General features: G+C 64.1%; 17 protein-coding genes. 7 read left to right on the forward strand and 10 right to left on the reverse strand.

The annotated features are described in order from the left end of the window. Positions 1–143: 143 nt before the first annotated feature. Positions 144–992: a hypothetical protein gene (locus tag ACSU1G_RS02565; RefSeq protein ID WP_439278320.1), complete on the forward strand. Its 849-nt coding sequence runs from the start codon at positions 144–146 to the stop codon at positions 990–992. Here ACSU1G_RS02565 and smc read toward each other — a convergent pair. After that, the gene (gene smc / locus ACSU1G_RS02570) at positions 921–4,484 is read right to left on the reverse strand and encodes a chromosome segregation protein SMC (protein ID WP_439278321.1); all 3,564 of its coding nucleotides are present in this window, start codon (positions 4,482–4,484) and stop codon (positions 921–923) included. The two genes, ACSU1G_RS02565 and smc, sit on opposite strands and share 72 nt — an antisense overlap. A 798-nt stretch (positions 4,485–5,282) precedes the next feature. Here smc and ACSU1G_RS02575 point away from each other — a divergent pair. The 4 genes from ACSU1G_RS02575 to ACSU1G_RS02590 all read left to right on the forward strand — a co-directional run bounded on the left by ACSU1G_RS02575 (position 5,283) and on the right by ACSU1G_RS02590 (position 9,548). Further along, positions 5,283–6,377: a GNAT family N-acetyltransferase gene (locus ACSU1G_RS02575; protein WP_439278322.1), complete on the forward strand. Its 1,095-nt coding sequence runs from the start codon at positions 5,283–5,285 to the stop codon at positions 6,375–6,377. After that, positions 6,374–7,450, forward strand: coding sequence for a GNAT family N-acetyltransferase (locus ACSU1G_RS02580; RefSeq protein WP_439278323.1), 1,077 nt, complete (start codon positions 6,374–6,376; stop codon positions 7,448–7,450). Before ACSU1G_RS02575 ends, ACSU1G_RS02580 begins: the two co-directional genes overlap by 4 nt. 86 nt (positions 7,451–7,536) lie before the next feature. After that, positions 7,537–8,232: an ABC transporter ATP-binding protein gene (locus ACSU1G_RS02585; protein WP_439278324.1), complete on the forward strand. Its 696-nt coding sequence runs from the start codon at positions 7,537–7,539 to the stop codon at positions 8,230–8,232. Then, positions 8,229–9,548 (forward strand): permease, encoded by a 1,320-nt coding sequence (locus ACSU1G_RS02590; protein ID WP_439278325.1) that lies wholly within the window; start codon positions 8,229–8,231, stop codon positions 9,546–9,548. The genes ACSU1G_RS02585 and ACSU1G_RS02590 overlap by 4 nt, the downstream gene beginning before the upstream one ends. 20 nt (positions 9,549–9,568) lie before the next feature. Here ACSU1G_RS02590 and ACSU1G_RS02595 read toward each other — a convergent pair whose 3' ends face one another. Both ACSU1G_RS02595 and ACSU1G_RS02600 read right to left on the reverse strand, forming a co-directional pair. Further along, positions 9,569–10,702 carry a hypothetical protein gene (locus ACSU1G_RS02595; protein ID WP_439278326.1) on the reverse strand — a complete coding sequence of 378 codons (1,134 nt, stop codon included), beginning with the start codon at positions 10,700–10,702 and terminating at the stop codon, positions 9,569–9,571. 127 nt (positions 10,703–10,829) lie between these two features. After that, on the reverse strand, positions 10,830–11,723 hold the full coding sequence (locus ACSU1G_RS02600) for a hypothetical protein (RefSeq protein WP_439278327.1): 894 nt from the start codon (positions 11,721–11,723) through the stop codon (positions 10,830–10,832). 80 nt (positions 11,724–11,803) lie between these two features. On the opposite strand from ACSU1G_RS02600, the gene ACSU1G_RS02605 reads away from it, so the two are divergent. Beyond that, a complete protein-coding gene (locus ACSU1G_RS02605) occupies positions 11,804–12,367 on the forward strand; it encodes a DUF6434 domain-containing protein (protein WP_439278328.1) in 564 nt (187 codons plus the stop codon). Between the two features lie 51 nt (positions 12,368–12,418). Here the strand turns inward: ACSU1G_RS02605 and mutM are convergent, their stop codons facing one another. From mutM to ACSU1G_RS02635, 6 genes are all read right to left on the reverse strand, one after another. Further along, the gene (gene mutM / locus ACSU1G_RS02610) at positions 12,419–13,282 is read right to left on the reverse strand and encodes a bifunctional DNA-formamidopyrimidine glycosylase/DNA-(apurinic or apyrimidinic site) lyase (protein ID WP_439278329.1); all 864 of its coding nucleotides are present in this window, start codon (positions 13,280–13,282) and stop codon (positions 12,419–12,421) included. Further along, the gene (gene rnc, locus ACSU1G_RS02615) at positions 13,275–13,967 is read right to left on the reverse strand and encodes a ribonuclease III (protein ID WP_439278330.1); all 693 of its coding nucleotides are present in this window, start codon (positions 13,965–13,967) and stop codon (positions 13,275–13,277) included. The genes mutM and rnc overlap by 8 nt, the downstream gene beginning before the upstream one ends. Positions 13,968–13,984: 17 nt before the next feature. Beyond that, a complete protein-coding gene (rpmF, locus tag ACSU1G_RS02620; RefSeq protein ID WP_439278331.1) occupies positions 13,985–14,194 on the reverse strand; it encodes a 50S ribosomal protein L32 in 210 nt (69 codons plus the stop codon). 2 nt (positions 14,195–14,196) lie between these two features. Further along, positions 14,197–14,694 (reverse strand): YceD family protein, encoded by a 498-nt coding sequence (locus ACSU1G_RS02625; RefSeq protein ID WP_439278332.1) that lies wholly within the window; start codon positions 14,692–14,694, stop codon positions 14,197–14,199. Positions 14,695–14,829: 135 nt separating this feature from the next. Further along, positions 14,830–15,330, reverse strand: a complete 501-nt coding sequence (gene coaD / locus ACSU1G_RS02630; protein ID WP_439278333.1) for a pantetheine-phosphate adenylyltransferase — start codon at positions 15,328–15,330, stop codon at positions 14,830–14,832. 27 nt (positions 15,331–15,357) lie between these two features. Then, on the reverse strand, positions 15,358–17,538 hold the full coding sequence (locus ACSU1G_RS02635) for an ATP-dependent DNA helicase RecG (protein WP_439278334.1): 2,181 nt from the start codon (positions 17,536–17,538) through the stop codon (positions 15,358–15,360). A 44-nt stretch (positions 17,539–17,582) separates the two neighbouring features. Between ACSU1G_RS02635 and rsmD the strand changes: the two genes are divergently transcribed. After that, the gene (gene rsmD / locus ACSU1G_RS02640; protein ID WP_439278335.1) at positions 17,583–18,161 is read left to right on the forward strand and encodes a 16S rRNA (guanine(966)-N(2))-methyltransferase RsmD; all 579 of its coding nucleotides are present in this window, start codon (positions 17,583–17,585) and stop codon (positions 18,159–18,161) included. Here rsmD and thiL read toward each other — a convergent pair. Continuing rightward, positions 18,131–19,126, reverse strand: a complete 996-nt coding sequence (thiL, locus tag ACSU1G_RS02645; RefSeq protein WP_439278336.1) for a thiamine-phosphate kinase — start codon at positions 19,124–19,126, stop codon at positions 18,131–18,133. The two genes, rsmD and thiL, sit on opposite strands and share 31 nt — an antisense overlap. Positions 19,127–19,146 lie beyond the last annotated feature (20 nt).

A 19,146-nucleotide genomic window follows, 5' to 3' on the forward strand; every position in this document is an offset into this window, starting at 1 on the left:
CCAGCCTACGGTGCCGAGGCTGGGCGCCGTCCCGATTCCCGGACGCCGGACCTCACGCACGGCGTGTCAGAGGCTCCGCGAGGCCTGACACGCCGCACGGACCTGTGTCCGTCTGGGATTCGGCACTGCATAGGCTCGGGTGCATGACGTTCACCAGGCTGTACATCCACGGTGCGGGCCGTCGTGGGACGGCAGCATGGCCGGCCGCCGACCACGCGCTCGGTGAGTTCCTCAGTTTTGAGCCAGGATCGATGATCCCGGAGCAGGTCGAATGGCTCGTTCGCAGCTGTTCGAAGCAACGCACTGTCCTCTTCGCGCACTCCATCGGCGCAGTGCCCGCCGTCCTCGCCGCCGCATCCGGCGACCTCGGTATCGCCGGACTCGTGCTGGTGGAGCCCGCCCTCTACGACATCGCGCGCGGTGAGGCTGTGGTGGAGCGCCACATCTCGTCCGTCACCGAAGCGCGTGCACAGGCGGATGCCGGGAACCTGCGCGGGTTCTGGGCGATCATGCGTCCGCTGATGTTCGGCGGACCATTCGACGCCGACGTGTGGGAGGCCGAACGACCGGTCGCCGAGCACTGGGCGGACACAAATGTCCCGTGGGGACACGGCATCCGTGATCACATGCTCGCTGGCATCCCGACGCTCGTCGTCACAGGCGGATGGAACGAAGAGTACGAGATGATCGCTCGCATCCTGACCGAGAACGGCGCACGGCAGGTCGTCTTGGAGGGTGCGGCATCATCGCCCACAGGATCTCCCAGGCTTTGCCCCGGCAGTCGAGGAGTTCGAGCGCACCCTCCATTCGCACCTGTGACCGTGCACAACTTCGGAGCGCAGAGAAGACACGCCGCTTCACGACGACGACACGCCGTGCGGCGGCCCGGTGATCCGAAGTTGTGCACAGCCGGGCCGGATTCAGCTGGCGGCAGCAGCCCTGTCCCCGACGCGCTGGCCCACCACGGCCGACACGCCGTCCTGGCGCATTGAGACGCCGTAGAGCGCGTCGGCGATCTCCATCGTGCGCTTCTGGTGAGTGATCACCAGCAGTTGTGAGCTCTCACGCAGTTGTTCGAACACCGTCAGCAGGCGCCCGAGGTTCGCGTCATCGAGTGCGGCCTCAACTTCGTCCAGGATGTAGAACGGGCTGGGGCGCGCCTTGAAGATCGCGACCAGCAGCGCGACGGCCGCCAGCGACCGCTCACCACCCGACAGCAAGGACAGCCGCTCGATCTTCTTGCCGACTGGGCGTACCGACACCTCGATGCCCGTCGTGAGCATGTTGTCCGGATCGGTCAGCGAAATGCTGCCGGCCCCACCGGGGAACAAGAGCGGGAACACTTCAAGGAACGCCTGTCTGGTGTCTTCGAACGCGCTCGCGAAGATCGTCTGCATACGCTCGTCAAGCTCGCCGATGATCGTGAGCAGATCCTGACGCGTCTGAGTGAGATCGGCGAGCTGTTCAGTGAGGAACGCATGACGCTGCTCGAGGGCTGCGAATTCCTCCAGAGCCAGCGGGTTCACGCGCCCGAGCTGGTTGAGCTTGCGCTCTGCCTCAGCCAATCGGCGCTGCTGCATGCGCCGGTCATACGGGATCGCGGTCGAATCGACGCCATCGATGTCGTCCGGCTCCGACTCCGACTCGCCCGCTGCCAGCGGGTCGCGCGGCACCGCCTGATCCGGACCATATTCCGCAACGAGAATATCTTCATCGAGAGCTAGCTCGGATGCGACGCGCTCCAGCAGGCTCGTCAGATGCAGCTTCTTCTCGTGGATCTGCAGTTCAAGGCCGTGCACACTTTCAGTGAGGCCAGCCAGCCTCTCGCGAAGCGACGTCTCCTGGACGCGAAAGGCCGTGAGTTCCTCGTTCTGCGCCGAGCGTGCGTTCTCGGCCTCGTTCAGGGCCACGCGCGCTTCCGTCACCGATCGGTCGATCGAGTCAAGGATGCGGGGCAACTCCCCCGCGACGCCGGCAGCCGCTTCGCGCTGTGCGCGACGGATCACGGCACGACGCGCGGCCTCAGTCGCGGCATCGCGTTCCTGTTCACGCTGACGCTCCAGACTCGCGACTCGCGACTGGGCTGCCCGCACCCGCTCGCGCAGTGTCTCGATCTCCAGACGCGCACGTACTTCTGTCTCGCGCGCCGCGTCGAGCGCCTCAAGCAAGCCATCACGTGCCGACGCATCGAGAACCGGTCGCGGCGTTGCTTCTGCGTCTTCGAGTGCGGTCCTCGCCGCGGTCGCAGAGGCCTGTGCATCCGCCACTGTTGCCTGCGCCTGGACAAGTCCTGCCTCGAGTCGCTCGCACTCGGCGGCAGCCGACTCGTGCCGAACGGTGACACGGTTGGCCTGTTCCGCGTATGTCGCCAGCGCGGCGTCGTGCTCGCGCAGTGCGCTCAGCGCGTCCTTGGCCCGGCGTCTGGTCTGCTCAAGACGCTCCGAGGCGTGCTCGCGCTCCTCGCGCAGCGCATCGACAATCACCCTCACCTCGGTGAGACGATCCTGCGCAGCGTCGCGTTCCGCGGCGAGTTCCAGGCGAGAGCGTTCGCCACCAGATCCGGTGCGCAACGTCTGCGCGGTGACCACATCGCCGCCTGTCGTCACGATCGTCACCGCGGTATCGCCGAGCGCATCGAGTGTGGCACGGGCACCGCGCGCAGCAGGAAGATCATCAGCGATAAGCACGTGCGAGAGCACCCCGAGTACACCGTCCGGCGCAGTGACGACCGAGGACGCGACAGTGACGCCCGCGATCTCGGGCAGCGCGGTGAGGTCGCGCAGAGCATCGGCCATCACGAAATCGACGACTCCACGCTTCTGCGCTGTCGAATCAGCGGCAAGGGCGAAGGCCGCGTCGGCATCGTCGACCAGCACACCTTCGGCGAGAGAACCGAGAACTGCGGCGATGGCAGCCTCGAAACCTGCCTTGACCTGCACTGCATCGCCGACAAGTCCACGTACCCCGGGCGCGCCTGACTTCACAACTTCGGCTGCGCCACCAGATAACGAGAGCGCACTGCTCAGCGCGGATGCTTTCGCCGTCAGTGATTCGGCTTCACGTTCAACCGTGTGCAGGCGCTCCCGCAGGCTCTCCCGCTCGGTATCCGCTGCCATGGCCTCTCGTTGCGCGGTCTCGTAGGCCGCGGCGTGCTCGGCTGCGCTGCCTTCCGGCGCCTCCGCTTCGTCGAGCAACTCCAACGCCTCAGCGGCCTCGCGGCGCCGCTCGTTCGCCGCTTCGAGAGCGTTCTCCTGCCGCAGCACTGCGCCGCGCACCGCGGCGAGAGCGGATGCCGCGGCCTCTGCCGTCCCCCGTAGCGCCGTCAGCCGCATGTCGTGCTCTGAGACCAGCGCACTCTGCTCAGCGATATCGACGTCCAAAGTGTCGAGCTCTGCCCGCGCGTTCACCACCTCACGGCTGGCGGAAACCGCGTTATCCTGCGCATCTCCGAGCCCGGCAGAGATCTCGGTGATGTTGTCCTTGGCCTCATCGATCGTCGACTGTGTGACCGTCACCGACGTCACAGCGGCGTCGTCTTGTTCAGAACCCAGCAACGCGAGCCGCTGGTTCGCGAGCGTGTACAGCGAACGCATCCGTTCCTGAACCTGTTCAAGACCGAAGGTGACCCGCCGCGCCTCATCGACTGCGGCAGAGTTCTGATCGGCTTCGAGCTTCGCGATGCCGGCGCGCACCGTGTCGGCCTGGTCGGTCAGCACGAGACGCTCGGTGTGCCGCTCCCGCTCGGTGCGAGCGTGGTCGGCCAAAGCCGTGCGCAGCGCGACGACGTCGTCGGCGAAGATGCGGGCCTTCGCGTCGCGGAGAACCGCCGCGATGGTCTGCGCTTCACGAGCGATCTCGGCCTGACGGCCCAGCGGCTTGAGCTGGCGGCGAATCTCACCGGCGAGATCGCTGAGACGCGTGAGGTTGGCCTCCATCGCGTCGAGCTTGCGAAGAGTCTTCTCCTTGCGGCGACGGTGTTTGAGGATGCCGGCAGCTTCCTCGATGAATCCTCGACGGTCCTCCGGCGATGCCTGCAGCACCGTGTCGAGGCGCCCCTGGCCCACGATCACGTGCATCTCGCGGCCCAGGCCGGAGTCGCTCAGCAGCTCTTGCACATCAAGGAGCCGGCAGCTGGACCCGTTGATCGCATACTCGCTGGATCCATTGCGGAACAGCGTGCGACTGATCGTCACCTCGGCAAATTCGATCGGCAGAGCACCGTCGCTGTTGTCGATGCTCAGCTGCACTTCAGCACGCCCGAGCGGACCGCGAGTCGACGTACCGGCAAAAATGACGTCTTCCATCTTCCCGCCACGAAGCGTTTTCGCTCCCTGCTCGCCCATGACCCAGGCGAGGGCGTCGACGACGTTCGATTTTCCCGAGCCGTTCGGCCCAACGATGCAGGTCACGCCGGGTTCGAAGACAAAGCTTGTGGGCTGGGCGAACGATTTGAAGCCCTTAAGCGTCAGGCTTTTCAGATGCATGCGGGCACCGTTCGTCCAGGGAGAATCACGCCGCCACGCTACCGGAAATCCGCACAGTTTCCGGCATCCCGCGCGGTACAGAACGTGATCCGGCATGCGCGCGACACGCCGAGAAAACACCAGGATGCTTGACGTCACACCTATTGGGGCACTAACTTTGCAAATCGGATCGCTCACGAAAGGAGGACGCTCATGATCATTTCAATTAACTTTGCTCACACCGCAGGCACTGCCACGGCTCGTGTAGATCAGGCGTCCTCGTACTTCGGCATCCGTCACAGCACGGTCTCATAGAACCACCTGAGATTTCTGGCTCCTCGCGGGCCATCTCTTTCGGTTCTTCCTGCTGTCCGCATCGGTCGATGTTCTGACTCCGACCCTCTGCACATCTCTGGGCAACGTCTCCATTCTCTGAGACCTCTCGCCCGCGCATCCGGTGACACCGGACTCTCTGCGCAACTGCCCCTTCACAAAGATCGACAAGAAACGAGCACTCTCGTGCATACGAACACGCTGCTTCGCAGCACCGCCCACCCACCATGTACCGACGACCAGGAAGTTCTCGAGATCACCGTCCCTACCGACAGGACCGAGCTACCACTCGCAGACCGCGTGTCACTTCGGCTCGGAGTATGGCTGCTACTGCGGTCCCAGCGTCCGCGCCGGTCACCTGCGCGGACCATGACTAGTGAAGAAGTGATGCGGCTGTTTGAAACCAGACACGCCACCGAGCGCGAGTCTCTGGCGCTGCTCGCCTATCACGCGCAGCGTCAGATGTTCTGACCTGGAGTTACTGCGATGAACAGCATCCGCTTGACCGACAACGCGACGCTGCATCCGCTTGTGCTTCCTGCACAGGCGGATGCAGCGCCGTCCGCGCTTGTTCGCGAGTACGCGAATATACGAAACACCTCGATCAGCGACCTCACGGGGCGCGACGAAGAAGACATGACAGCCGAATCGTTGTTGCCGCTGCTGTATGACAGCCCGGAGTTCACCAGACGCCAGTGGTACGTGTCCGTAGACGATCAGATGGTCGGCGTGGGCACGCTGAACATCCTGGCTGATGACGGTGGGCGCACCGGGTTCACGATCATCAGCCTGATCCGCGCGCACTGGGGAGCCGGCATCGGCTCCGCAGCACTCCCCCACATTGAAGCAGCCGCACGCGAAGCAGGCGTCCAGCGTCTGCTGGTGTGGGTCGAGCATCCCGCCACGCCTTCGGAAACTCCACTGCCGTCACCGACCGGTTTCGGGGAGATCCCGAACGGTCACGGCGCACGCTTCCTACTGCGGCACGGCTTCACACTGGAACAGGTCGAACGAGTGAGCACCTTCACGTGGACGGATGCGAGCCAGCAGCGCGCACGCGATCTGCTCGCCGACGCGGAGGGCCATGCATCCGGGTATCGCGTCGTGCAGTGGACGCTCCCCACACCGGCCGAGTACATCACCGGCTACGCCTGGATGAAAGAGCACATGTCGACAGACGTACCCGATGCCGACCTCGACATGCCCGCGGAGAAGTGGGATGCCGAGCGGATCGCCCGACACGACGAGCGCCACCTGCAGGCTGGCAACACTGTGCTGGTCACCGCTGCGCAGCACATCGATTCCGGCGAGCTGTGCGCATACAACGAGCTGTCGATCGGACCCGATTCCTCCTCGGCAACGCATCAGGAGGACACTCTCGTGCTCGCATCACACCGCGGTCACCGCCTCGGGATGCTGGTCAAGACAGCCGGTCTCCTGACGTGGCGGGAACAACACCCTGCATCCGACCGGGTGATCACTTACAACGCCGAGGAGAACCGGCCGATGCTCTCCATCAACGAGGCGATTGGCTTCGCAGCCATCGCCTATGAAGGCGCATGGAAGAAGGTACTGACATGAAAGCACTCACGATCACCGAGCTGGTGATCCCCACGGGCGTGGATGCGCCGGACGCGGCAGAGTTTCACGCGATGGTTGATCTCGGCAACCGGATGGCTGAGATTGACGCCGGCATCAATGATCTCAGGGACACCGCAGAACAACTGCTGCCGTCGTGGCTGGATCAGACTGACCGTACGCGTCGCGGTTTCATCGCACGCCGCGAACGTGAGGTCGTCGGCGCGGCCGAGCTCACCACATCCAACGCCGCGGGTACAAACTCTGCGGAGATCGGATTTATGGTGCTTCCGGCAGAGATGGGTAGCGGTGTCGGTCAGGCCCTGCTCGACCGTCTTGTTCAGGAGGCGCATGCGCTCGGGCGCAGCGTGCTGCAGACCTGGTCGCTGCATCCGGTCGCGCTCGGCGAGAGCACCCTCACTCCGGCGACCGGGTGGGGCACGGTGACCACCACCCCGCTCAGCGACGTGCTGCACGCAAACGGCTTCGCTCTGGAGCAGGTCGAACGTAACAGTGTGCTGTCGCTCGAAGACCCGCTCGACGACGTCGAGAAGCGCCTTCAGAAGGCATCCGCGTTCGCCGGCCCCGGGTACCGCGTCGAAACCTGGACGCTGCCGACGCCTGCTCATCTGCGCATCGGATACGGCAGCATGATCGCACGAATGGCAACGGACGTGCCCAGCGGAGAGCTCGTCATGGAAGAGGAAGCATGGGATGAGGACAAGGTCATCCGTCGCGATGGACTGTTCGCCGCGGGCGGGCAGACGGTATCTGTTGCCGCAGTGATTCATGATGCATCCGGAGACATGGTCGCATTCAACGAGCTCCTCATCGGAGCGGATCCGACGGGAGTCACTCATCAGTTCGGCACCCTCGTGGTCGAGGCGCATCGTGGACACCGTCTGGGCACGATAGTGAAGTGCGCGAACCTGCTGCGATGGCAGGGCATTGCTCCCAAATCTCCGAAGGTGTCGACGTTCAACGCCGAGGAAAACCGGCCGATGCTCGACATCAACGAGGCCATCGGTTTTGTACCCGCTTCCTACGCGGCGGGCTGGCAAAAGAAGCTCGATTGAAGGATCATCCTCGGGGATGACCCCGTGTCACGGATCTGCACCTCGAGAGGGACGACCCGTGACACGGAACCGGCGAGGCTGGAATCATGAACGACACCGCCATCCACGCCCATGCCCTGCACAAGACCTTCGGGACGACTCATGCACTCGCTGGCGTCTCTCTGGCCGTGCAGCGTGGGGAGTCCGTCGCGATCATGGGCGCGTCCGGATCAGGCAAGACGACGCTTCTTCATGCCCTCGCAGGAATCACCTCCCCCGACACCGGAAGCGTGGTGTTCTCGCCCGTGAACGGCGCCGCGGTCGAGATCACGACGAAGAACGAGCGGGAGCGCTCGCGACTGCGCAGGGAATCGTTCGGCTTCGTGTTTCAGCAGGGGTTGCTCATTCCTGAGCTCACCGCGATCGAGAACATCGCGCTTGCGCTGATGATCAACGGGTCACCGCGTAGAACTGCGCTGGAGCATGCCTCGGGGTGGATGGCATCTCTCGGTCTGGCGGGACTCGAGGAGCGCCGCATCGGTGAACTATCCGGCGGTCAGGCGCAGCGCGTTGCGATCGCCCGCGCACAGGTGACCGGCGCCGAGCTCGTCTTCGCCGACGAACCGACCGGCGCGCTGGATTCGCAGACCTCCGGCGAGGTGATGGATGCACTCCTCTGGTCGACCACTGGCCAGGGGCGCACTCTCGTGCTGGTGACGCACGACGGGGATGTCGCCGCGCGCTGTTCGCGAACCGTGCACGTCCGCGATGGGCTGATCGTCACCGCAGGAGTATCCGCATGAACGCGCACGTGTTCGCATTGTTGCTACGACCTGCGCCGGGTCAGGGTGGCGTCCTGGCGTTGCCCGCCATCGCCTTCGCATTAGTGACGGCGCTGGTGCTGACAGTGGTCGGCGGTGCTCAGGCGTTTTGGACGTGGACCGATCCAGATGCCGGGATCTACCAGGCTCTCGCCGCCATCGCTCTAGTCCTTCTCGTCGTGCCGCTCACCAATCTTGGTGGCGCCGCCGCTCGCTTGTCTGCCAGACGTCGTGATGAGCGCCTGTCGACGCTGCGTCTGCTCGGGGTGTCGCCCGCCGGCGTCGTCGGGGCGACCGTGCTTGAGTCGACCCTGGTCGCGGGAGCCGGGGCCATCGCAGGGGTGCTCGGGTATCTCGCGTGTGCACCGTTGGTCGGGATGATTCCATTCCGCGGTGAAGCCCTCGGCCTCGACGCGATCTTGCTCGCACCGCTGAGCGTCGTCGCCGTCGTGTCCAGTGTTCTCCTGCTCGCCGCGGTCAGCGCTGCGGTGGGTTTGCGCCAGGTCGTCATCTCTCCGCTCGGAGTGCGCACGCGCTCTGAGGTGCCACGGGTGCACTGGATTCGTGCGGTGCTCGCGGTGTCTGTGCTCGTTGCCGCGTTCGGGATCATGCAGGTATTCCCTGGGATGGCCGGACTCGTCGTCACGATCGTCGTGATCGCAGGCATGTTCGCTGCAGCGCTCGCAGTGCTGAACCTGATCGGACCGTGGGCGCTGAAGGTGCATGCGAAGGGTGGGCTCAAGCGTGCCGAGAGGCCAGCCCGTTTGCTCGCCGCGCGCTTCGTGCTCGATTCACCGAAGGCCGCCTGGCGGCAGGTCAGTGGTATCGCGATGGCAAGCTTCATGGCAGTGTTCGCGGGAACCGGTGTGGCGTTGATCGATACGATGAGCGGGTCTGAAGCGGCAGAAAATGCGATGCTGGCCACAGACATCCGCACCGGGCTGATCATCACATTGATCGCGTCCTTCCTTATGGTCGCCGTCTCAGTCGGAGTGAATCAAGCATCCGGCATTCTCGACCAACGGGAGTTGCATCGCAGTCTGCACTTCCTCGGCGTGCCGATGGCGACGGTCGAAGCCGCACGCGTTCGTGCGGTCATGGCACCGCTTCTGGTGACCGCGATCGGGTCGGCGCTGTGCGCAGCCGCGCTGGTCTTTCCCCTGCTCGGAATCGCAATGATCATTGCGCCGCTGTCGCTGGTGACGATCGCTGCCGTAGTCGGACTCGGAATCGCGCTGGTCTGGGCAGGAGTACGCATGACCCGTCCACTACTAGGGCGAGCGTTTCTGCCAGCCTGACCGCTTCTGAATCAGATGTTCTAACGGCCGTCGACGATGGACATGAAGCCAGCGAAGGCGAAGATGCCGGGCACCGCATAAAGGAACACGAGCGTCGCGAACCAGCCGATGGCGCCGAGAACCGACCAGGCTCCCGTGCGGCGGTCGCGCATATCGAGTCGGTGTCCGGTGGGGTCGATCCGAGGCACGGGTTCGACCCATGTGGCTCCGGGTGTTTTGGTCGATGCGCGGATCGAAGCAATCGCCGCTGAGCGTTGCTGCTGTGGCACTCGCTCATCGCGGTAGCGGCTCGCGTTCGCGATCACCGGTATCGCCGCTTGCAACAGCGATTCCACAGTTCGCCATGACTCGGCGGCAGTGAAGTCTGCAGGCGAAGGTGCGAAGAAGACGAGATGGTCATCGACGATTTCGATGTTGAACTGGTGAGCATTGTCGATCAACTCGGCCATCACGTCCGGTGTGACCACAAAGAGGGCGTCCCGCTCGTAGGTGGCCGGAGTGTAGAGGTGGAACCAACGATCGAAGTCGCCTTCCAGCGACAGCCGCTGGTCTCGCTTGAGGGCAACCGGAAGTTCGTCGAAAAGACCACCTGTCGCCGTCGTCGCAAAGAGCAGATGCGGGAGCAGAACCGGCAATTGCACTGCGAGATAGTGCCATGATCCCGAGCGACGGCTTCGGTACTTCAGGTTTCCGAACTCGACGCCAGGCGCGGCAAATCGAGGATAGAAGGAGGGCTGGCCCACACCCGCGGTGATCATCGACACAAACGCTGTTCTCTGTGTCGGCTCGACCTCGAACCCGTTCGCAAGAGCGGTGAGCGTCTGCCGCCACTCGCTCATCCGTGATCGGCGTGAGGGCGGCAACGCCGCCCATCGATACAGCCAGAAAGCCCCATACAGCCAGGCGACGAACACCGCGGTGCAAATCGCCATGTCTCGGATATCGACGGCGTCGATGCGATTCTGCTGAAGCGTATCGATACGAATTCCGAGTGTCATCAACACGATGCACAGGTACCACAACATGAGGCAGTGATTCACATGCACGAGCACCTGGCGCTTGGTCGGCACCCAACTCGGCCGTGCCGTGCGGCGCACCCGCGCCATTGCCTCGGCGACTTCGTGCTCAGCAGCACCCAACCATCGCAAATCCACGATCGCTCCTCAGCATCCGGTATATGTGAGCAAAATTCGGTTTTGAGAGCATGCCGTGTCCAAGGCTGAAACGGTGTCTAGCCGTGAACCCTAATCTGTGGCGATGACCCGGCCAAGTTCTCCGAGATCAGCGACGGTGGCTCAGAGGCAGGTCCTCCGTGAGGAGCTCAGCAATCTCGGCGATAGAACGCCCGACGGCGATCCGAAAGTAGGAGACGGCATCGGCGCCAGAGAGCTGGGCAATCAAGTTTCCGTTGGTCGTCCAACGCTGCACACCCGGAGGCCAGCTTGTCATCGGCTTTAACCGTGGTGCCGGGAGCGGCTGAAAGTGAGGCAGGCGAGGGATGTCACGGGAGATCCTCATCTCCGCGCCGACCGCGGCCACCAACCAACATTCTGCGAACGTCGACGGTCGAATTGAGGCGGCCGGCCCACCCTCTCCGCTGTGGATCTGAATCATGGTGTCAGAGCCGCTCGCTGTCCACTGTGTGCCGAACAGGTTAAACCGGATTGTGCGGTCGTTGTGCAGGTCGATCTGGGCGCCAAATGACTGCAGCGCTGAGGTGCATTCTGCTGTCAGCAGTCGATCGGGAAGCTCGTTTTCGCGTCGACGCTGTTCCTGCTCCCACGCAACCCGCGCAAGCGGTTGGTACTCACGTTCGAGGGACTTCAGATTCGGGACGGCGCCTTCAATAAGACGGCGATGCAGCCAGGCGGGGTCGATCTGGAGAAAGTAGCGAAAATGTACGCTGTGTGGCCCACCCTTGGATGTCACCCGGCTGTCGGGGACGAGCAGCTGTACGCCGTGATCCACTGACCAGACGGCAGCAACGCGACCATCCGCGACAGCGACCCAAGACCAGCCATGCTGCCGAATGCCAGGCGAGGCTCGACCTAAGAGAGCGCTCAGCCGCGTGCCGGACGCAACCGTGACCTGGTGAGCATGGGATTGCATGTCGTCACCCATCGCAACGCTGTCTCGGTCGACATCGATAGTAATCGGTCTAAACACATGCATCAATTTAGCAACCTCTGGTTCTCCCGCTCACCTGTCATGGCACGAGCCTCGTCCGCGGCATTCCCTTCCGTAGAGTACATACAGTGACTTCCACGAATCCGCAGCGCCCTGACCTGACTGGCGACCTGACCGGAAATGAACTATTGCGCTGGTACTGGCTCAAGGATGAGTTGGCCGACTTCGCGCGCTCACTCGGTATCCGAGCCACCGGCAGCAAGGAAGAGTTGACGCAGCGTCTAGCCGCGGCTCTCAACGGTGTGTCTTTTACAGAGCCGGTGACGCAGCGCTCAGGAAACAAGGCGCAACTCTCCGGCCCACTCTCTGCCTCGACCGTGATCCCAAGAGGCCAGCCGTGCAGTCAGACCGTGCGTGCGTGGTTCATCGAACAGGTGGGCGAGTCTTTCGGCTTTGACGGCGAGTTGCGCGCATTCTTCGCGGACGCTGACGGCACCCAGACTCTCCAAGACGCCCTTGAACATTACTATGCAAGTCGTGATCAGGGCCAGAAGGCCATCGGCTCACAGTTCGAGTACAACCGTTTCACACGGGCCTGGTACGAGGCGCACCCGGAAGGTTCGCGCGAGGATCTTTTAGAGGCATGGCGTGACTACCGTCGTCGTCCCGTGGACGAGCGGGGCCGAATCTAGCTCTAGCCAGAACTAGGTGGGGCGCTGGAGATAACGGATTGATCCTTCAAATCACCGTAACCGCTGGCAGACAAGGCAAAAATGCGACGAGCGTCCCATGAACGGAGCCCGTTTGATCGGCGACCCGCAGCGTCGGCACGGCGTCCCTTGCTGTCCGTAAACGTTCAGTGAATGTGCGAAGTACCCCGCCTGCCCGTTCACGTTCACATACTGCGCGTCGAAACTCGTGCCGCCTTCAGCGAGAGCCTTCTCCAGCACGAGGCGCACTTCGCCGAGCAGCCGACGCACAGCCTGCGCTGACAGCGCACTGCCCTGTGTCTCCGGGTGGATGCGCGCAGCCCACAGCGACTCATCGGCATAGATGTTGCCGATTCCGCTGACGACGGTCTGATCGAGAAGAATACGTTTGATCGCACTGGAACGTCGGCGCACTCCGGCGACGAACGCCGCATCATCGAACCCGGTATCCAAGGGATCACGGGCAATGTGCTGCACCTGTGTGGGAATCAGATCAGGGCCGTCAGACACGAGCGAGTCAACGGCGAGAGAGCCGAACGTGCGCTGATCAGAGAACACGATCGCGAGCTCGCCGTGCTGCGGATGCTCGATGCCGAGGCGGATGCGCTCATGCCGCTCGGCCGGCGCATTGGGCGCGCGCAGGAGCATCTGACCGCTCATACCCAGATGGGCGACCATCGCATCGACACCGCCTCCCAGCGGAAGCCAGAGAAACTTTCCTCGCCGAGACGCGCCGACGACGGAAGTACCCTCGAGGCGCCCGACGAAATCAGCGGCACCGGCGGGATGCCGCGTGAGTGCACGCTCATCGATAACCGAGACACTCGTGATCGTCGCGCCGATGACCGCAGGTGCGAGGCCAGCGCGCACGACCTCGACCTCGGGAAGCTCAGGCACTCTCGCCGAGTGTGCGCCATGCGCTGAGCGCCGCGGCCATCTCAGCGGTCTTCTTGCTGGTGCCGGCACCGGTCATGCTCACATCGCCGACCATCACCGTCGCGCTGAAGCGACGGTCGTGATCTGGGCCGCTGGATGACACCGAGTACTGCGGGGGTGTGGAGCCAAGACGAGCTGCCAGTTCCTGCAGGCTGGTTTTGGGATCCATGGCCGCACCGTATCGCTCGGGATCGTCGAGCAGTGGTTCGGTCAGGCGCAGTACGAGTTCGGTGGCAGCCTCGGGCCCCGCCGACAGGTATGTGGCACCGAAAACCGCCTCCATGGTGTCGGCGAGAATCGAATCCTTGTCCCGCCCGCCGGTCTGTTCCTCACCACGCCCGAGCAGAAGGTGCTCTCCCAGCCCGATGGTTCTCGCGACCTCTGCGAGGGCGACCGTGGAGACCACGCTGGCACGCCTCTTGGCGAGCTGACCCTCATCGATGTCGGGGTGAGTCGTGAACAGCATCACTGTCACGGCCTGCCCCAGCACCGAGTCGCCGAGAAACTCCAGGCGCTCGTTGTGCGGGCTACCGCCGTGCTCGTATGCGTATGAGCGGTGGGTCAGCGCCAACGCAAGCAGCTCAGGGTCGATATCGACCCTGAGCTTACTTGCGAGAGATGCAGCCCCGCCGGGGACTTCTGTCACGATCGTGAGACCGTGGTTCAGACGTCGGCGACCTTGCGGCCCTTGTACTCCATGAACAGCTCGGTGCCCTGCGAGTCGGTGACGACCTTCGCCTGGTGCGGGCGGCTGTAAACGGTCTTGCCGTTCTCAATCGTCTTGACGAGCGCAACGGGCGCCGCCTTCCACTGCGCGCGACGCGAGCGGGTGTTGGAACGGGAAACCTTGCGCTTCGGGGGGTTACCAGCCATGGCTAACTCTCTTCTGTATTCTCAGGAACACGGCTCTCTGCCGCACTCCCCTGGTCTGTGATCTGTTGGAGCGCACTCCATCGCGGATCGATGGGAGCGTCTGACTCCACTCCGGTGCTTTCGGTCAGCTTCACACCCGATGTCGGGTCAAGCCCGGGGCAATCCGGCTGACACACCGGCTGAAATGGAAGCGACAGTACAACCGCTTCCCTAACTAGAGTTTCAAGATCCACGTGGTCGTCTTGAACCTCAAAGTCAGTTTCTTCCTCACCAGGATACGCGAAAAGCTCCTGGAACTCGACTTCGACAGGCTCGGCGATGTCAATCAGGCATCTTCCGCACACGCCTTTGTACTCTGCATCCGCGGTTCCGGAGACGAGGATGCCCTCGTGGACCGACTCGAGTCGCACTTCGACGTCGATCTCAGCACTGGCTTCGACCGAGACGATGCCCTCACCCCACTGCTCTTTCAAAGCTACGGAGAACTGATGCTCGCGCATCTCTCCCGGGCGTCGGACGATGTCACGTACCGGCACCACAAATGGGCCGTTTAGTCGGGTCTTCACCACTTCATGCTACCGGCGGATGCTGAGTGCGGGTCAAATTTGCTCAGCCAGCACACAGCCAGGCTTCGCTCAGAGCCCCCGCGCTCCAGTATCGAGGAACGCGGCAACGGCGCGCGGCACGAACGGTGTCACGTCACCTCCGAGGGCGGCGACCTGGCGCACGAGCGAACTCGACACCATCGCGTGCGAGGGGTCCGGCAGAAGGAAGACCGTCTCGATATCCGCAAGGTGTCGGTTCACGATCGCCATCGGCGATTCGTACGCGACATCAATCTGAGAACGGATGCCCTTGATCAGAACGCCGGCGTCGACATCGCGGGCGTAGTCCACCAGCAGGCCCATGCTCCACGAGCCAACGACGATGTTTGCCCCGCCCATGCCGTCCTCGGCGATGGACTGTTCCAACAGCGACAGCCGCTGAGCGATCGGGAGCATCGCTTGTTTGCCGGGGTTGTGCACCACCAGCACGTGCAGTTCATCGTAAAGCTTCGCAGCTCGACGAATCACGTCGAGGTGACCAAGGGTGGGTGGGTCAAAAGAACCCGGGACAACGGCGATCCGGCTGCTCATGGCTTCAGCCTATTGCACGTCGGGACGCTAGTTTTTCGCGAGCGCGGCCCGATCGTCTTCGCTTACGCGACGTTCGATGACCTCCCGCAGCCCCTCGTGCGAGGCGAGCTGCGGATCGGTGACCAGGATGTCCTCCGCAAGCTCGCGAGCCCTGGCGATGAGCTTGGAGTCTTTCACGACACGCAGGAGCTTCAACGACGAGCGCACACCAGACTGTGTCGAGCCCAGCACGTCGCCCTCGCCGCGCAGTTCGAGATCGACTTCGGCCAGAGCGAACCCATCCAGGGTCGAGGCAACCGCTTCCACACGCTCACGCGCCAATGATCCTTCTTCTGCCTCGGTCACGAGGAGGCAGAGGCCCGGAACCTCGCCGCGTCCGACTCGGCCGCGCAACTGATGCAGCTGGGAGACGCCGAACCGGTCGGCATCGAGCACGATCATGGTCGAGGCGTTCGGCACATCGACGCCGACCTCGATCACGGTCGTGGCGATCAGCACATCGATTTCCCCGCGTGCGAAGGCCTGCATCACCGAATCCTTCTGGTCTGCCGGCATCTTGCCGTGCAGTACTGCGCGTCGGAGCGCGCCGACCGTCGGATGCGTAGCCAGAACAGCGTCGAGCTGCACGACACCCCAATGAGGTCCGGTAGCGCCTTCTTCTGAAGGCATCAGAGCAGTCGCGTCTTCTTCCCCAGAGCTCTTCTTGGTCGTATCGATCGCGGCACACACGGCAAATACCTGCCTGCCCAGCGCGACCTCTTCCGCAGCGCGGTCCCAGACCCGCCGGAACCAGTCCGGACGCTCCGCGAGTGGCGCGACGAACGTCTCGATACCCGCGCGTCCTGCCGGCATCGTGCGGATCACCGAGGTGTCTAGATCGCCAAACACCGTCATCGCCACGGTGCGCGGGATCGGCGTGGCCGTAAGCACAAGCGCGTGTGGGCTTGACCCCTTTGCCCTGAGTGCTTCGCGCTGTTCGACACCGAAGCGATGCTGCTCATCGACGACGACGAGTCCGAGATCGGCGAACGTCGTCTTCTCCCCCAGCAGCGCGTGCGTGCCGACGACGATCAACGACTGGCCGGAGGCGACTCGCAGGGCCGCCTTGCGTCGCTCAGGTGCCGACATCTGCCCCGTGAGCAGCGTCGGCATCACCAACGGTGCCAGATCAGGGCCCAGCATCCGCGTAATGGAGCGCAGATGCTGCGAGGCGAGCACCTCGGTCGGCGCAATCAACGCGGCCTGTCCTCCGGATTCTGCGACCTGCAGCATCGCACGGAGCGCGACAAGGGTCTTTCCCGAGCCGACCTCGCCCTGTACGAGGCGGTTCATCGGCCACGCACCGGTGAGATCGGCGGCGATCTGATCACCGACTGTCTGCTGGTCCGGGGTGAGCGTGTACGGCATCGCGGCGTCGAAGCGCTCCAGCAGGCCACCAGCGCTCGCGGGCCGCTCTGTGGCGCTCAGGGCGCGTACTGCGGCACGCTGCTGCAGCAGGGCGGTCTGCAGCACCAGCGCCTCGTGCATCCGAAGAGTGCGCACCGCAGGATCAACCTCGTTGAGCGTCTGCGGTCGATGAAGCTGGATGAGTCCGGTGCGAGCACCCAAAAGCCCCTCCCGCACCCGGATCTCCTCCGGCAGCGGGTCTGGCACTTCGCCCAACTGCGACAGCACCTTCTCCGCGAGTTCGCGAAACTGCTGGCTGGATACGGCAGAGGTGGCCGGATAGATCGGGATCGGTCGGTGTGCACGATCGTCGGCACGGGCCTGTGCGCTCTCTTCATCATCGAAGAGCTCGACCTGTGGATGGGCGAACTGTGTCGTGTCGTTGTACATCCCGACTTTGCCGGAGAAGACACCTCGACGACCAGGACGCATCTCGTTCGCCCGCCACTGGGCCTGGGCGAGGTTCTTCGCAAAAAACGTCAACGAGACACGCCCGTGCTCGTCACCGATGATCACGTCGGTCATGGCACCCGTTCGGTTGCGCATGGTGCGCGCCGAAGACGAAAGCACCTCGGCGACGATGGTCACGGTCTCTCCGACCGGAAGATCGCGGATGGGGGTCAACTCTGCGGGATCCGCGTAACGCCGTGGATAGTGGGCGAGCATCTCCCCGACGGTCGTCATGCCGAACGCACGCTCCACCTTCTTCGCCGCTGCCGGACCGATGGCATCGGGCAAGCTCGTGTCGAGGGAGAAGACCATGCCTGAAGTCTAGAGAATGTCGCAGACAGTCTTAGGCTGAACGGGTGACGAGAATCATTGCCGGAGAGGCACGAGGGCGCCGCCTTGAGGTACCGGGAAGCGGCACCCGCCCCACCAGCGATCGGGTACGTGAATCGCTCTTCGGCGCGCTGGAGTCTGCGGATGCCATCGCCGATGCTCGGGTTCTCGACCTGTACGCCGGATCCGGCGCGCTGGGACTCGAAGCCCTCAGCCGTGGCGCGTCCAGTGTGGATCTCGTGGAGCGTTCACGCCCCGCGGCTGCGATCGTGCGTCGCAATGCGGCCACCGTCGCAAAGGCCCTCAACGTCGCCTCCGCCGGCGTGCATGAGAGCGCCGTGCTCACGTTCCTGAAGCGCGACACCGGAACCTACGATCTGGTCTTCACTGATCCGCCCTACGATCTGGACGATGCGGCGATGACGGCCGATCTGGTCGCGCTCGCGCCCTTGCTTTCCGAGGACGCCGTCGTCGTGATCGAGCGCGCGAGCCGCTCGACTCCGCCAGATGTCGCGGCCGCCGGACTCGAAGTCTTCCGTGAGAAGACGTACGGCGACACGGCAGTGTGGTGGGCTCAGCCCGTCGTCGAGTCCCAGTCGCGGTAGGGATCCCAGCCAGCAGCGTCCACCGGCTCACCGTCGCACAGCACGCTTTCAGCGCCCTGCTCCAGTACTTCACCGATGATGCGGAAGCCGGGCGGCAGCACGCCGGGCGGGAACGTCGCCAGCAACGCGTGATCTTCACCGCCTGCCAGAGCACGCTCGGAATTCGCACCGAGCGCAGCGCGGGCCAGATCGAGCGTGACCCCGGATGCCGCGGCGAGTCGTCCGGCGTCGAGAGCCAGCCCATCGGACACGTCCATCATGGCCGTGGCCCCTGCCACCGCTGCCATCACCCCGAGTCCGATCGGCGGCGCGGGTCGCAACTGCGCGTCCAGCGCTGCGCGCTCCCCCGACTCCAGCGCAGACGAGTCGATCGGGACGGGTGTGTCGCCGTCGCGGAAGCGACCGAACAGGACGGCGAGCCCGTGAGCGGCATGGCCAAGTTCGCCGGCGATCGCGACGACATCTCCCGGCCTCGCCGCTGATCGAGTGACAGCATCCCGCCCCTCCAGGTCACCCAGCGCGGTGACAGCGACCGTGAGCACGTCGGAGACCGTCAGGTCACCACCGACCACTGCGCAGCCGGGAGCGAGAGCCTCACACGCGGCGCGCAGGCCGTCGGTCATCTGCTCGACGAACGAGAGCCGGAGATCACGAGGTACGGCAAGTGCCACCAGCAACGCCGTCGGACGCGCGCCCATCGCTGCCACGTCTGCGAGGTTCACCGCAGCGGACTTCCAGCCCAGGTCGTATCCACTCGACCAGGCCAAGCGGAAGTCCGGCCCGTGCACGAGAGTGTCGGTGGTCGCAACAACGGAGCCGGACGGTGTGGCAATTACCGCTGCATCGTCACCGGGTCCGATGATCGTGTGGGTAGCCGGCGCGGTGCGGGCGAGGATGGCACGCAGAATCGTGCCTTCGGAGACGTCACCCAGGCGCGGGTCGTCGTCAGCTGAACGGGAAGGCATGCTGTCAAAGGTAGCCTGGA

Source organism: Microbacterium sp. A93 (assembly GCF_051842835.1).